At 51.3% G+C, this 14441-nt stretch carries 11 protein-coding genes; 1 reads left to right on the plus strand and 10 read right to left on the minus strand.

Annotation, left to right across the window (positions count from 1 at the left end):
- Positions 1 to 4: 4 nt before the first annotated feature.
- The 7 genes from ACXAGC_RS01655 to ACXAGC_RS01685 form a co-directional block, all read right to left on the minus strand.
- Positions 5 to 991 (minus strand): FecR family protein, encoded by a 987-nt coding sequence (locus tag ACXAGC_RS01655; protein WP_474841836.1) that lies wholly within the window; start codon positions 989 to 991, stop codon positions 5 to 7.
- Between the two features lie 69 nt (positions 992 to 1060).
- The gene (locus ACXAGC_RS01660) at positions 1061 to 1630 is read right to left on the minus strand and encodes an RNA polymerase sigma factor (RefSeq protein WP_474841838.1); all 570 of its coding nucleotides are present in this window, start codon (positions 1628 to 1630) and stop codon (positions 1061 to 1063) included.
- A gap of 48 nt (positions 1631 to 1678) precedes the next feature.
- Positions 1679 to 2956: a sensor histidine kinase gene (locus ACXAGC_RS01665; protein WP_474841840.1), complete on the minus strand. Its 1278-nt coding sequence runs from the start codon at positions 2954 to 2956 to the stop codon at positions 1679 to 1681.
- Between the two features lies 1 nt (position 2957).
- The gene (locus tag ACXAGC_RS01670) at positions 2958 to 3629 is read right to left on the minus strand and encodes a response regulator transcription factor (protein ID WP_474841842.1); all 672 of its coding nucleotides are present in this window, start codon (positions 3627 to 3629) and stop codon (positions 2958 to 2960) included.
- On the minus strand, positions 3607 to 6768 hold the full coding sequence (locus ACXAGC_RS01675; protein WP_474841844.1) for an efflux RND transporter permease subunit: 3162 nt from the start codon (positions 6766 to 6768) through the stop codon (positions 3607 to 3609). Before ACXAGC_RS01675 ends, ACXAGC_RS01670 begins: the two co-directional genes overlap by 23 nt.
- Complete coding sequence (locus ACXAGC_RS01680; RefSeq protein WP_474841846.1) at positions 6755 to 8023, minus strand: efflux RND transporter periplasmic adaptor subunit; 1269 nt, start codon at positions 8021 to 8023, stop codon at positions 6755 to 6757. The genes ACXAGC_RS01675 and ACXAGC_RS01680 overlap by 14 nt, the downstream gene beginning before the upstream one ends.
- On the minus strand, positions 8020 to 9483 hold the full coding sequence (locus tag ACXAGC_RS01685) for a TolC family protein (RefSeq protein WP_474841848.1): 1464 nt from the start codon (positions 9481 to 9483) through the stop codon (positions 8020 to 8022). The genes ACXAGC_RS01680 and ACXAGC_RS01685 overlap by 4 nt, the downstream gene beginning before the upstream one ends.
- 77 nt (positions 9484 to 9560) lie before the next feature.
- Between ACXAGC_RS01685 and ACXAGC_RS01690 the strand changes: the two genes are divergently transcribed.
- Positions 9561 to 10004, plus strand: coding sequence for a DUF2721 domain-containing protein (locus ACXAGC_RS01690; RefSeq protein ID WP_119502960.1), 444 nt, complete (start codon positions 9561 to 9563; stop codon positions 10002 to 10004).
- A gap of 44 nt (positions 10005 to 10048) precedes the next feature.
- Here the strand turns inward: ACXAGC_RS01690 and ACXAGC_RS01695 are convergent, their stop codons facing one another.
- From ACXAGC_RS01695 to ACXAGC_RS01705, 3 genes are all read right to left on the minus strand, one after another.
- Complete coding sequence (locus ACXAGC_RS01695; protein ID WP_474841851.1) at positions 10049 to 11896, minus strand: serine hydrolase domain-containing protein; 1848 nt, start codon at positions 11894 to 11896, stop codon at positions 10049 to 10051.
- 86 nt (positions 11897 to 11982) lie between these two features.
- A complete protein-coding gene (locus ACXAGC_RS01700) occupies positions 11983 to 13215 on the minus strand; it encodes a diguanylate cyclase (RefSeq protein ID WP_474841853.1) in 1233 nt (410 codons plus the stop codon).
- A 101-nt stretch (positions 13216 to 13316) separates the two neighbouring features.
- Positions 13317 to 14360, minus strand: a complete 1044-nt coding sequence (locus ACXAGC_RS01705; protein WP_474841855.1) for a 5'-methylthioadenosine/S-adenosylhomocysteine nucleosidase family protein — start codon at positions 14358 to 14360, stop codon at positions 13317 to 13319.
- Positions 14361 to 14441 lie beyond the last annotated feature (81 nt).

The raw sequence follows: 14441 nt of genomic DNA on the forward strand, positions 1-14441 counted from the left end.
CCTGCTAGTCGGACACCGTTATGACGTAGGCGTCATCCTTTTCCTCCAGTGAAAGCCCATCTGTCTGCGCCAACAATCGCAGGCTTTTCGCTGCTTCATTAAGATTAAACCGTCCGCTAATGCGTTGGTTACCGTTCCCTACCACGTGCACCGGCTTATTCAGATAGCGGGACAATTGCTCGGTTACGATGCCAAGCGGCTGATTATCTACATCCAGCCAGCCACTACGCCATTCAGGCAGCAGGCTGTCGTCGATTCTGAATGTACGGTGCCAGTTGCCATCTTCCAGGATTACCCCCTCACCTTTCACCAGCGTGAGCGACTTGTCAGCAAACACACGAACAACACCTTCGTACACTCTGATCACGGTTTGATGCGCCAGTTTATCGATATCGAACGCGGTACCGACGACCTGCACCCTGGTGGTATCGACATTAACGACGAAGGGGCGCTCCGGAGCGTGAGCAATATCGAAATAAGCCTGCCCCCGGGTAAGACTCACTTCACGCAACGCCTGCGTGTGATTCACCTGCAATGATGAATTGCCGCTCAGATAGACCACCGAGCCATCTCGCAACACGGCCGATTCAGGTGAGCCTGCGTGTGTTTCGACAGACAGTGTCTGAGCCTGAGCAACGGCCACTGGCGACTCTGTTTGCACGGTATTGTTGTGTTGTAACCCCAGCCAAATAACCAGTACTGCCGCCACCGCCATACTGGCTGCAATGGCAAACCACGGGCGCGCTGTACGGCGTATTTCGACGACGTCAGGCACAATGGTGGTTGTTTTATCGTGGCGCTGTCGACTGGCTAGCTGTATTGCTGCCGCTGCCACCTCAGGCTGGCCAATCGCCGCTGCAATGCGCGTGAAAGCTTGTTGATGTTCAGGCACAGCAAGCCACAGCGACAATTCAACCTTGCCCTGTTCGTCCAGTTCATCAAAGCGATCAAACCAGTCTGCGGCCTGATCTAAATGATCTGCGTGTGTCATCTGTGCCTCTGTTACTTACATTCAATTATATAGATGGTGATTTTATGCATTCGGGGACAAAAAGAATGATTATTCTGCAGATTCTGTCCAACCCGCTTCTTCCAGTTTGAGCGTAAGCTCTACCATGGCCCGGGTAAGGTGCTTTTTCACCGCTTCGACGCTCAAATCCAGCGCGGCGGCGATGTCATCCCGGCTCATACCGTCTACCCGCCGCATAACAAAAACCTCCCGGCGCAACGGCGACATTTGCGCCAATACGCTTTCAATAAACGCCAGTTTGCTTGCATTGTGATAATGGGTTTCGGGACTGTCGTTGGCGGCTTCCAGTTCTTCATTCTGCCAGTCCACGGCATTCGGCACGGCTTTACGCTGAAAATCATACAGCACCGACTTCGCCACGGTAATCATGTAGGCAAGTGGATTTTCCAGTTCGGCGAAGCGCACACTTTTACTGGTGCGCAGCAGGGTTTCCTGCAGCACGTCTTCGGCTACCACCGGATCATTGGTAAGCCCGCGGATAAACGCTTTTAACGCGCTGCGGGACTGAACGGCTGCCGGGTCAGTAATACCCTGCCAGTCAGCCGGAGAGTTGCTTTCGTTCAATGTTGCCTTCGCTGAAGAAATGAGAGATGACAACATTAATGCAGATTTATGACAGTGAGATGATACTCAAACAGCAAACTTTAATCAGGAAAGCACAATACTCACTTCACAGCCATCAGCAGTAAAGCGATGCTGATAGGTCCAGCCAAGCTTGGCTGTGACCCTTTTTACCAGTTCCAGGCCAAGACCGTAACCTGATTCGTCGTTTCCTACCGGGTCATTATACTGTTCTGCATTGTCTTCACGGTTGACGATCGTCAGGGTATGACCAGACTGGCTTATGGTAACTGTACCACTTTGGGTATGCTGAAATGCGTTACGGATAAGGTTACCGCATACAATGCGAAGGGCTGTCGGCGGGATAGAGCAAACGACATTGTCCGTGGCGAGTTCCACGTTCACCTGTTTTCCGGTCAGCAAATACTGTAAATCCTGCACCAGCGCAGACAACATCCCTCCCGGCTGAATGTCAGATACGGCCAGTTCATCGTGATCCTGACGGCTAAGCCAAAGCAGGGTTTCAGTAAGATCTGTCATAGTATGGGAAGCATGGTCAATGCGACGGATGGCGTTTGCGCCTTTTGACGGCCCTTTTTCTTCCAGTTTATGCAACAACTCCACACTGGAACGGATTACCGCAATAGGCGTGCGAAGTTCGTGGCTGGCGTGGGAAACAAACTCCCGCTCTCTCACCAGTCCTTCCCGCACATGTTGCAGGCTGGAATGGACAATACCCGCCAGTTCATTAAGCTCCTGATATTTGAATTCCGGCACAGGTTGTTCCAGCGTTTGTTCATTAAGCCCCTGTGCCCATAACCGCAGTCGCTCAACTGGCCTGGATACGCTGCGCAGCAGGATCATCAGCACCCCGGCGAACAACACCAGCACGCCCAGCCCCAGGAGCATGGACCAGCCTTCATGGGAAATCATGAATTCAGGTTCGTCATCGAGTTTAAGAGAGTCAAACACCTGGGCCACGTACCGGTCGGGATATCTGCCACGGCGATCAGCAATTTTTACCACAAATACGGCACTGGACGGCCTGAAGAAGATAAACGATCGCTCAACGGCTTTATGTAAATGAAATGGCCGGAGTTTGTCCGGGTTAAATTTTGATTTCACGCTGTCCGGGAAATCCTTCCAGTCGGCGACGATGATAAAACTCAGGACTTTCTGAGGCTTGCCCGGCTCCACTTGTGTTTCTCCGGCGGCAGATATCATAGTGCCACGCATGACGCCGTCCATCCCTGCGAAAAAATTCACCATTGCAAGGAAACTGAAACCGGAGATGACGACTGTTCCCATTACCAGCAGGGCAATGAGAATATAGCGTCTCAAACTCAGACTGAAGCCACGAACCATACTATTGCGCTCCGGACACTAATTTGAAACCTACACCGGTAGCAGACTGCACATCCAAACCGCTTTCTTTCCCCAGTGCCTTTCTCAAATGATGAATATGTACTTTCAGGCTATTGGAGTCCGGCCGGTTTTCGCCCCACACGGCCTGGGACAGCATTTCACGGGAGACCGGCGCAGGGTATGCCCGCACCAGCTGTTCGAGTACGATAAACGCTGTGGGACTCATTTTCACAGGCTCGCCTGCCAGCGTGGCCGTTTTTCCGTTCACATCCACACACAGTTCACCGCATCGCAATTGCTTTACCTGCCCGCTTCGTCTTAGCGACAGCGCCTGCAAACGCGCCACCAGCTCGGCCATGGCAAAGGGTTTTACCAGATAATCATCTGCCCCTTTAGCAAACCCTGCCAGCTTGTCATCTAACTGATCCCGTGCGGTGAGCATGATAACCGGCGTATCATCGCCCTTTTCACGTAACCGTTCACACACAGACAGGCCATCCAGTCTCGGCAGATTAATATCGAGGATCACCACGGCATATTCATTTTCAGCCAGAAAATTCAGTGCCGCCACACCGTTACTGGCATGATCGCAGTCGAAATCTTCCAGTGCCAGATAATCAACAATGTTCCCGGCTAAATCTAAATCGTCTTCAACCAGCAGTAATGTGGTCATCACGGTCTCCGAAACGTTTTTTTAAATGCTCACGGCCACGCACCATCAGGCTTCGCACATCTTCATTAATTAACACCAGTGCAGGAATTAACAACAGGGTGATGACAGTAGCAAACAGAATACCATAGCCCAGCGATGCTGCAGCAGGGATCAGAAACTGTGCTTGTTTGGAGGTTTCCCCGAGAATAGGATACAGCCCGGCAAACGTCGTCACGGATGTCAGCAATACTGCCCGCAGGCGGCTGCTACACGACTCGATAATGGCGTCCTGCACATCGGCACCAAAACGGCGTAACTCGTTATAACGGGAAACCAGCAGCAACGAATCGTTCACCACCACGCCGCTGAGGGCAAGAATACCGTTCAGAGACAACAGACTCATCATCAAACCGTTGCTCCAGTGACCGAGGATAGCGCCTACCACACCAAAGGGGATTGCCATCATAATGATCACCGGCTGAACATAAGATTTAAGCGGAATGGCAAGCAAAGCGTAAATGGCCACCAGTGCCAGGATAAACACCGTTTCCATAGAGCTTTGTGTTTCTTCCTGCTGTTCTGCTTCACCAGCAAAATGCACTGACAAATCCGGATACTGGCGGGTAAGCACCGGCACCAGTTCACTGTTCAGTTTTTCCACCAGCTCAGTTGAGGTGATTTCATCACTGACAACGGATGCAGAGACAGTAAGCGCCCGCAAACCATCAATCCGCGTGATTTGCTTCTGCTGGCTGTCAGGGTTAATACGGGCAACCACGTCCAGCGGTACCACAGTGCCGTCGTTCAAACGCACTCTGGCGTTCAGGATATCGGCAGGGTTCGCCCGGTCTGCTTCAGGGTAACGTACCCGCACTTTTACTTCGTTTTTATCGCGCAGATAGCGCTGTACAATTTCACCACCAAATGCCCGCAGCAGCTGCTGAGACAAGCTTTTGGTATCCATGCCCAGTGCACGGCCCTGCGGCGTCAATTCGAAACGCAACATGGCTTCCCCGGGCGTCAGTGAGCTTTCTACACTGTGCACACCGTCGATGTTTGCCAGCGCTTCACGGAACGCAGCTTCTGCTGCTGTCAGCGTACTGTCACTGATGCTCTTCAGCTCCACCTGGAAGGCGTTTACCATTTCCCTGCGGGACTGAATTTTTAATTGCTTCACCCCTTCAGGTTCACCGGCAAGCTCACGCCATTTCGACGCCAGTTCATCCAGCGAGTAAGGTTGACTCTCTGCCAGTGAAACAATGATGCTGCCACTCTGATCACCGGACGCCGTCACCTGCAAATTGGCGATGCCTGAACCTTCAAGGCCCAGATTGTTCATCAGAAAATCATCCGCTTGATTAAGCGTGTTTTCGAGCCGAGTCAGGTTTTTCTCGTTCTGACCGAAGCTGGCATCACTCTGCAACGTCATTGACGCTTCCACTGTGTCACCGGGCATACTGGGGAAAAAGCCTACCCGCACCACACCTTTCATTGGCATACCAATCACCAGAATAAACAGGGCGACAAACAGCATGACGGCGGCATAGCGATATTGAATGGCTTTGCGCAGTGCCGGCTGATACATCCGTTCGTTGAAGAAACTTAAGCCGCGATCAGCACCCCGCTGCACTTTGCCCCACAGATCAGCAATGCCCTTACGGGGTTTTCTGTGCGTAGGTAAATGGGCCAGGTGAGAAGGTAAAATGAGTTTTGATTCCACCACCGACAGCAGCAGACAGATGGTAACAATCATGCCGAACTGGGAATAAAGCTTACCCAGCCCGCCTTCCACGTTAGACAATGCAAAGAATGTCGCAACAGTCGTCAATACCCCGAATAATGTGGGTACGGCAACCCGCATGGTGCCTTTGATGGTGTTTTGCAGTGTGTCTCCGTATTTTTGCCTGGTGGCGTATACACTTTCCCCCACCACCACGGCGTCGTCCACCACGATACCCAGCGCCATAATAAACCCGAAGGTAGTCATTTCGTTGATGGTCATATCAACGAAGCTGTCAGTCATGAAAAACAGGGTACCAAAGAAGATAAACGGCAGACCGGCGGCCACCCAGAATGCCACGCGAAGATTCAGAAACACTGCCAGCGTGATAAATACAAGCACGATGCCGGACAGCGCATTTTTAGTCAGCAAGGCGAGACGGTCGGTAATCATGGTGCTGCGGTCATACCAGGTTTCCAGCTCTACGCCTTCCGGTAACAGACCCCGCTCATGCCACTCTTCTACCACGCTTTTCGCCTGTGCCACCATGTTCACCACATCGCCGTTTTCATCCATCACGATTTGGATCCCATAGCCGTTCACACCATTGTACCGGGCCAGCGTGTAGGCATCATCGGCAAACATGTCGGTCACGTCAGCCACATCACCGATTGTCAGGAATGTGCCGCTGTCGTCGGCCAGTAGCGGAATGTTGGCAAAGTCCTCTGCATAATAGGCCTGCTCAGAGGCTTTAAGCCGGATCACCTTCTCTTTGTTCCGCAGGCTGGTTGTGAGGGCGGTAGCCGACTCCTGATTAATGGCATCGGCAATATCAGACATGGTCAGTCCGTATGCCTGTAACTTAGCCTCATCAATTTCGATGGACATCATGGGGTCAATAAAATTAGGCGTACTGACCTCACGAATTTCGTCTTTGGCGAGTAAATCCCGCTCCAGCTGATCGCCCAGTTGTTGCAATGTAGCGTGGTCAGTATCACCGTAGAGCTGCACCCAAATCACGTGATCCTGCCGCCGTCCTTTGGAGATCACCGGCTTTTCTGCATCAGACGGAAAATTGAAGATACTGTCTACCTTGGTTTTCACGTCCGTAAGTAGCGTATCGAGATCGTAATCACTTTCCTTTTCAATCTGTACGTTACTGCCACTGGCCGTAGACGTAGAGGTAATGCGCTTAATCCCGGGCACACCTTCCAGCGCATTTTCGATGTTAATCGCAATGCCCTCTTCGGCCTGAACCGCGTCACCGCTGTCGTAGGTCATGGAAACATTGATAAAGCGGGGATCCATACTGGGGAAAGCCTCTTTACGGATATCACCCAAAGACGCCAGCCCGACAATGATCATTCCCAGCATTAACAGATTTGCCGCCACCGGGTTGCGGGCAAACCAGCCGATGATACTGCTGTTATTCGCCGCCATTGCCGACCTCCGCTACCGGATTTACTTTCATATTGACCAGGTAACTGTTCAGCGGCCGCACGACCACTTTCGCGGTCTCCATACCGGCAACCGGCGTAATGTAGGCATGACCGTTTTCCATAAACAACACCTGCGGGGTAAATTTATCCAGCGTGTTGCTTTGCGTGACGTACCAGACTTCCTGCTTCTGCGAAATCGCAGAAGACGGAATTTGCCACACATCCTGCCATTCACGGCCGGCAATTTCTGCCACCACATACGTACCAAAATACAGCGGAGATGCCTGAGCAAGCGGGTCGTTGACCACCACGATCGCGCTTCGCTGTCGGGATGTGGTGTCCAAATGCTGCTCTACCCGCTCAACCACACCTTCCCAGCGGGTTAAACCGTCCATGTCGGTCAGTGTGACCGGCCAGGGCGCTTGTTTCAGTGTCGCCGGTGACGGCAGATTGTTCCACTGTGTCGCTGACAGCGGTATGGCGATTTCTGCCACATTCGTGGCATACAATGCAGCAATTTCAGCGCCCGACTGCACAAAGCTGCCGGGCTGAATGCTACGGGTTACCACCACACTGTTAAACGGTGAAGTAATTTGAGTAAAGGCCAGATCACGCTGCGCTTGCGCCAGCGCTTTTTCTGCCTGGGCAACTGTAGCTTCTGCCGCAGCGAGTTGCGGTCCGCGCAGAACCAGAGAAGATGATGGCTCACCTTCCAGTCCGGAGCGTTGCCATTCAGACAGTGCCTGCTGGCCCTGTAAGCGCTCTTCTTCCAGCGCTACTTTTGCGTCTTCCAGCGTAGCCTGTGCTGCCGCTACAGCCTGTTCATAATCGGTATTGTCGATGGTGGCCAGTACATCCCCTTTATTAAACTGTGCGCCGGTTTCAAACCGTTTGCTCAGCGACTGTACCTGTCCGGATACCTGCGCAGATAACGTCAGATTAAAACGGGGGTTTACCTGACCGTAACCTTCTACATTGGCCTTATGAGACTTTGCAGCCACACTGACCACACCCACTTCAGGAATGGTAGTGGTTTGCTGTTGCCCTGCGCCCGGCATCCTGCCTGCCGGTGCAGCCTGTTGTGTCTTCTCGTTACCATTTTCTGTGCCGGCAGTCTCAGGCTTTGCCGCAGTAGCAGAAGACGGCGCGCCAGGCGGTCCCGGTGGTGCACCATTCCCACCAATTAACATAACAGCGAGAATGACCACGCAGACTGCGCCCAGAGTGATGAAAAGGGTTTTACGTTGCTGACTCATGACGATACTCCAAGGCCGAGTGCCAGCCCTAAATCGATACGGTTTGAAAGTTGATTGCGCTGAAGCTGAACCAGTTGTGCTTCCAGGGAATAGGTAGTCTGGGTAACTGACAATAAATCGAGAATATCACTCAGCCCCTGACGATACTGACTGGTGTAGTTGTCCTGACTACGCCGTGAATTGCTGTAAGCCTGACTGATATGCTGTTGCCGGCGCTGATAGCTGTTTTCCAGATCCAGTGTTGCCTGCACTTCCTGTACCGCGGTAAGCAGTGTGTCCTGATAGTTCCACCAGCTGTTCAGTGTATCCAGCTCTGCCAGCGCGATATTTGCCCGCAGCTCACCGCCCTGAAACAGCGGTGCCGTAATACTGCTCAGTAAGCTCCACACGGGGTCTTTGAACAACGACAGCGCGGGTGTGGTACCAGAGTCACTCAGGGCTGCGGTAATATTCAGTGACGGCAGTAATTGCTTGTACGCCACTTTTTCAGAGGATTCGTTAGCTTTAATCTGATAATACGCCGCCATCAGATCAGGACGCCGCGCCAGGTCCTGTTCCGGCAATGCAGTCAGCGGCAATACCACATCAGGGAACGACTCGCTGATGGCAACATCAGCCAGTGACATATCGCTGCGCCCCAGCAAAACCGCCAGCGCACGTTTTGAACTGGCCAGATTATTTTCATATTCAGCAATATTAGCCCGTGACGTTGCACTGCTGGTACGGGCTGTATCTAAATCTGCCAGTGTGCCAAGGCCGGTGCGGTAACGGTTTAAAATGATGCTCTCGCTGTTCTCAAGCGCGGCCAGTTTCTTCTTTTCAATATCCAGAATTTTCTGCTGGCTGATGATATCGAGGTAGCCCTGCATCACACTGGCCGCCAGCGTGGCCCTTGCCGACTGCAACGCCGCCGCATTACTTCGGGTAGTAAAAGCCGCGGCATCCACACTGTCACCGATACGGTTCCAGATATCAATCTCCCAGCTGACATTCACCGAAGCACTGTAGGAGGTGTCAGTATTTTCACTGTTATTACCGGACAAGCTGGCCGATGCCTGTGGCAGGCGGGACGCATTGGCAGATGTCTCCCGTATTTTTGATTGCTTCAGTGTAATGAGTGTTTGCTGCAAACCTGGGTTATGCGCTATCGCTTCATCCACCAGCGCCCGCACGGCTTCTACCGGCAACAACTGGTCAAGACTGGCTGTTCTCATAGCAGAGTCTGACTGAGGCAACCAGGAAACCGTCTTCCCCATTTCCTCAGTCACCCGTTCACTTAATGCATTATCAGTAGTGTCTCCGGTGCTGGCACACCCCGACAGTATTAATGCGATGCTCACTGTGAGCACCGGCAATTTCCTCTTCATTACTACACCCGGTTTACTCGTATGCTGCAACATTACATCAGGCAGGGTTAAGGCCGGGTTAACGCCGGGATTGTGCCGTTTAACATGAGCCATGTCAGAACCGGAGCGGGTGAAATTGCAAGGGGCATAGGATAAACTTGCGCGGTTGTTGAATTAGCAGGTTTTATTCATTGGATACTTTAATCACCCCCCTTTCTGAACTCATTAAAATTGCCGTTGCGCCGGTATTTTTACTTGCCGGTATCGCCGGCTTTCTGAACGTGATGTCTGGCCGTCTGGGTCGTATTTCCGACCGCGTACGGGTAGCTGAACGGAATATCCAAACCTTTGCTGATGCTGAGCGGATCCAGAAAAACAAACGTGAAATTATTATGCTGTGGCGAAGAGTGGGGGTGATTAACTGGGCGATCGGCCTGTGTGTGACAGCAGGTTTGCTGGTGTGCTCGGTGATTGTTACTTTGTTTTCCGGTGAATTATGGCGCATCAATCTCGATACGCTGGTCATCACACTGTTTATTCTGGCAATGGCATCACTGATATCAGCTTTACTGGTATTTCTGGTAGAGGTGCGGCTTGCTACCAAAACCATCGAATACACCCGTAACGTGCACTGAGAGTGCGGGCTGGCTGACAGCATTGCGCTGTCAGCCCTTACTGTTTATGTCCAGGAAACGATGCCGGCCGCATTGAAATACGCAAGATAAGCGGCAACCATCAGCTGCAGCACAATGAATATCAGCACAAAGCCCTTCAGCCAGCGGGATGCATCTGAACGGCTGTAAACTACCGTTTGAATACAGGCCCATATTGTCACTAAAGGCAGAACAACAGAGCTGATGAACAAGACAACCGAAATTAACCCCGGGGCCGCCAGATAAGCAAAGGGATTGCTCATGCCAATGCCCAGCGAAAGCAGAAAAACAAATGCACTGACCGCTGACAGTGACATCCACTTACGGAGTTGTTTTCCGTGTACCGTGGTAATTTTCCCCCTGGCGTTATTTATCAGCCAGACAGGTGTATACAACAAAGCGATAAGTAAGAAGATTAACCAGGCAAATAACACGATTTTATCGGCGACAGCGTTTAAAGCTGAGACTTTCACCAGTACGCGATCACCGTAATGAATAACCTCACCGGCAAGGGGATCCGTGGCCGCTGCCATCACAATCTCACCCTTTTCGTTTTGCCAGCGATTGTCACCGGCGTAGGTTAATTCCCGGTTCCAACCCGGCGGAAACACGCTGGACAGCTTAGCTCCGTCATCCTCCACATCAATCATAACGGGAGCGACCAGACGCTCGATAAAATACTGCTTTTCTATACGGGTATTAATAAACCGGTAGTAGCCGGACTTTTGCTTCCATTCATCCGGTACCGGCTGACTTATCACTGAAGGAGTATCTGTCTGCGAAACCAGGAAGTCACTGATTTTTCTTCCCACCTTATACAGTACACTGGCATCATCGCTATTCTGCAAAATCACAAACCCGTATCCACCCTTTGGAGAATACGCCAGCTCTGATGTCCAGCCGGTTAACGCCCCGTCATGTCCCCGGTAGGCATATCCGCCGTAGTAGCGGGCAAAATTATAGATGCCGTAACCACCATCGAAGTGATACACATTCGTGGTATCACTTACCTCCATGCGGTTAACACTGTCTATGCTGAGCAGTGGCGAACCGCGCCCAGTAAAGAATGCCAGCAACTTAGCCTGATCATTGATACTGGATGAGACGCCGCCTGACGGATACATCAACAAGTGTTGATGAGGCACAACCTGACCACCGCTGACGCCGGATGCAGCATCGCTGTTTTGCTCAGGCTCTGCGTAAAACGTATTTTCAAATCCAAGGGGAATAAAGAGGGTATCGCGGATATAGTCTGTAAAAGGCTGACCGGTTACCTGCTCTATCAGCATAGCGGTGGCCACTGCCGCGGAATTAGAGTACGCATGACGGGTGCCGGGCGCCCAGCGGGATACCCTGCTGTCAGGATTTATCCCGAACGCTTCACTGAGAGGCATGACATCAGCATTGTCATACACGTGTTCCTTCAGCGACAAGTCATCCCAGCCGGTGGTACTTTCAAGTAAATGCTTAACCTTCAGCGGATGAGTCGCTTGCCAGGGGTTTTCAAATTGAAGATCAGGCAAAACGTCCCTGACATTGTCTTCTGGATTGATGCGTTCCTGTTCGATAAGTCGCATAGCAGCGATACCCACGAACATTTTACTGATGGAAGCAATACGGTAAGTTGTGGAAGGCGTTACCGCCTGAGATGAGCCGGGCGCTTTTACCCCGAAGGTATTAATATGGGCGGCCTGGCCGGGTTGAATGACGGCCCATGCCATTGAGGGAATGTGGCTGTCTTCTAAGATTTCTTCAATAGCAGCGTCGAGTTCATCCACAGAGGCCGGCACACTGTCACCGGCAGCACTGAGAGCAGGGAAAAGCATAATAAAAGCGAGCCAGCACATCGCCGGCAGACGGAAAAGACGGGTCATACAAATATCCTTTTGCAAATTGTAATTCTTTTACTGGCCAGTCCCAGACCAAAGACACCGCTATCTTTGCTGCTCAGTGAACAGCATTAATCCATATCGACAATCTGATCCTTGCCTGAATATTTAGCACGGTATAACCGCGCATCAGCTTTCTCTACCAGCTGTTCCAGATTCTGCATCTCTTCCGCACACACGCCTATGCTGCAGGTAAGATTGAGACGATGCTCGGTGAACTCATGCTCGCGGACTCTTGTCAGAAAAATATTCAAATCGTCCAGCAAAGCAGCATAATCACGGGTGGAAATCACAGTGAATTCCTCACCACCATAGCGGGCATAGAGATCTTTACCGAAACAATCTCCCATCAGACTGGCAAATTCCTGCAGCAGATGGTCGCCGGTTTTGTGACCGTAAGTATCATTAACCGGTTTGAAGTCATCAACGTCGATCATAGCAACAGTAAGCCCGCCCAGACGCCCTTCATTTTTGAACAGTGCCTCGCCCTGTTCAAACAGGTAGCGCCGGTTGTACGTTTTTGTCAGTGCATCCAGATTCGCAGAATCACGGATGGTAACCAGCATCTCCTGGGCTTCGAGGTTTTGTAGCACCCGGCAGAAGAACTCTTCGTGATAAAACGGCTTACTCAGGAAGTCATTAGCGCCGCTTTTAATGAACTTGGCAGATAACACACTGTTACCGTTGGCAGATAAACCAATAAACACCAGGTCCTGGAAGTTACGATCCTGACGCACGGCTTTAACCAGTTCAAAGCCGTCCATATTCGGCATCATGTAGTCAGAGATAACCAGCTTGATATCCGGATTTTCAGCCAGTACCTGCAAGGCTTCCACTCCGTCAAATGCTGACAACACCTGAAAACGGAATTTGCGCAGAAAAGCACACAGGTAAGAGTTGCTGGTAGTGGAATCATCAACCACCAGTACTTTGGTGGTCAGATTTTTACGCAGGCGGTCAATCAGCTTGATAACCTGCATGTAGGAATAACGGGATTCTTTGGTGATGTAGTCCAGTACGCCTTTGTCAATGAGAGAGGAACGTAATGTCTCATCAAAATTACCGGTCAGTACGGCCGTAGGTACGTCATGAGAGAGCATCAGTTCTACGATTTCACCACGCGGAGCGTCGGGCAGGTTCAGGTCGACAATCGCTGCCAGAAATTCTTCGCCGCTATCCAGCTTTTGCTTTGCTTCAGCATAATCCGAACACAGCACACTGTGAAAGTGGGGGTTATCTTCCACCAGCTTATTTAAAATTTTACGGACTATCTGACTGTCTTCGACAACGAGAATTTTAAACATAACTACAACCTGAACAACTTGTCATACCAGCATAACCAATAAAAAAGAATAATGCGTTAACAAAATACGAAAGTTATACTGATGTATAACCTTCGCAGCCATTAATCTTCCCTGGCTAATGCGTCGAGTACAGCAAACAATACGTTTGCACCCACCCGCGACACTTCCTGATCGTAGATATGTTCTACATTTACGCCTTCCTGCCCGCCGGCAAGATCGCTGATTGCACGAATTATAACCCAATCTACATCATTTATCGTGCAAACCTGACCGACTGCTGCAGATTCCATTTCTGTCACTTCGGCTTTAAATACATCACGTGTCCACTGGCGGTATTCGCGGTTATCCAGAAATACCGAACCGGTCACGCCGTTACCGCCTACCGTTAATTTTGCTTTGCGTTCGCCCAGAATCATCTGGTCCGGTAAGGCCAGCATGGCACTTCTTGCTGCATCCAGCAAACGGGGAGTCGCAGAGAAATAAGCCGTATCCACCGGCTCATCCAGGCCGTCTTTAATGATCAGCACTTCGTCAGGCTGGATGAAATGAAAGTTCTTGTATGCCGGCAGGTGCGGATCCACTTGTCTGCGCTCCGGCTGCTCCTGCAAAAATCTGGCGTAATATTCCGGCAACACGTAATTGCCCGGGTTTTGTTTATCCGGATTGGTGTACACGCTTTCATCATGATAGTACCAGCGCTCAGGCACAATCACATCGCCGGGCTGCCAGTCCGGATTCACCGCGCCGGCAATCCCCATGTACACCACCTGTTTCACAGGAAAATAATCGAAAGCCATCTGCATGGTCAGTGCAGCATTGGCGATACTCATGCCCGTCGCAAATACAAGAATGGGTTCATCATGGTATTTACCTATACGGTAAGTCACACCTTTGTACTTCACGACCTCCGTGATCTGAGCGCCGGGATCAGCCTCGATACGGCCCAGAATCCCCTTCATTTCAGGCCCGTATGCCACCACCACGGCAGTAAAACCTTCCTGTTGAAACTGCTTTGGTCCGAAAGCTTCTGTTGAAAGCGTGTTATCTGCGGGGGCTACTACGGAGGGCGTTGCACAGCCACCCAGCATCAGCAACGAAAATAATGCAAAAACCAGTGAGCGGGCACCGGTGATGGAAGGGGTCATAGATAAAATCCGGATGTGTAAAAAGAATTAAGGATTTTAAGCGGAAATACTGGAGAAACACAATGCGCAGTTACCTCGTCA

This window comes from Alteromonas sp. AWJ4_197, assembly GCF_056160285.1.

Bases quoted from the DNA above. Each gene is read 5' to 3' on its own strand.
- ACXAGC_RS01680 (WP_474841846.1), bottom strand. From the start codon at position 8,023: ATGAGTCAGCAACGTAAAACCCTTTTCATCACTCTGGGCGCAGTCTGC.
- ACXAGC_RS01670 (WP_474841842.1), bottom strand. From the start codon at position 3,629: ATGACCACATTACTGCTGGTTGAAGACGATTTAGATTTAGCCGGGAAC.
- ACXAGC_RS01665 (WP_474841840.1), bottom strand. From the start codon at position 2,956: ATGGTTCGTGGCTTCAGTCTGAGTTTGAGACGCTATATTCTCATTGCC.
- ACXAGC_RS01660 (WP_474841838.1), bottom strand. From the start codon at position 1,630: ATGTTGTCATCTCTCATTTCTTCAGCGAAGGCAACATTGAACGAAAGC.
- ACXAGC_RS01695 (WP_474841851.1), bottom strand. From the start codon at position 11,896: ATGACCCGTCTTTTCCGTCTGCCGGCGATGTGCTGGCTCGCTTTTATT.
- ACXAGC_RS01675 (WP_474841844.1), bottom strand. From the start codon at position 6,768: ATGGCGGCGAATAACAGCAGTATCATCGGCTGGTTTGCCCGCAACCCG.
- ACXAGC_RS01655 (WP_474841836.1), bottom strand. From the start codon at position 991: ATGACACACGCAGATCATTTAGATCAGGCCGCAGACTGGTTTGATCGC.
- ACXAGC_RS01685 (WP_474841848.1), bottom strand. From the start codon at position 9,483: ATGGCTCATGTTAAACGGCACAATCCCGGCGTTAACCCGGCCTTAACC.
- ACXAGC_RS01705 (WP_474841855.1), bottom strand. From the start codon at position 14,360: ATGACCCCTTCCATCACCGGTGCCCGCTCACTGGTTTTTGCATTATTT.
- ACXAGC_RS01700 (WP_474841853.1), bottom strand. From the start codon at position 13,215: ATGTTTAAAATTCTCGTTGTCGAAGACAGTCAGATAGTCCGTAAAATT.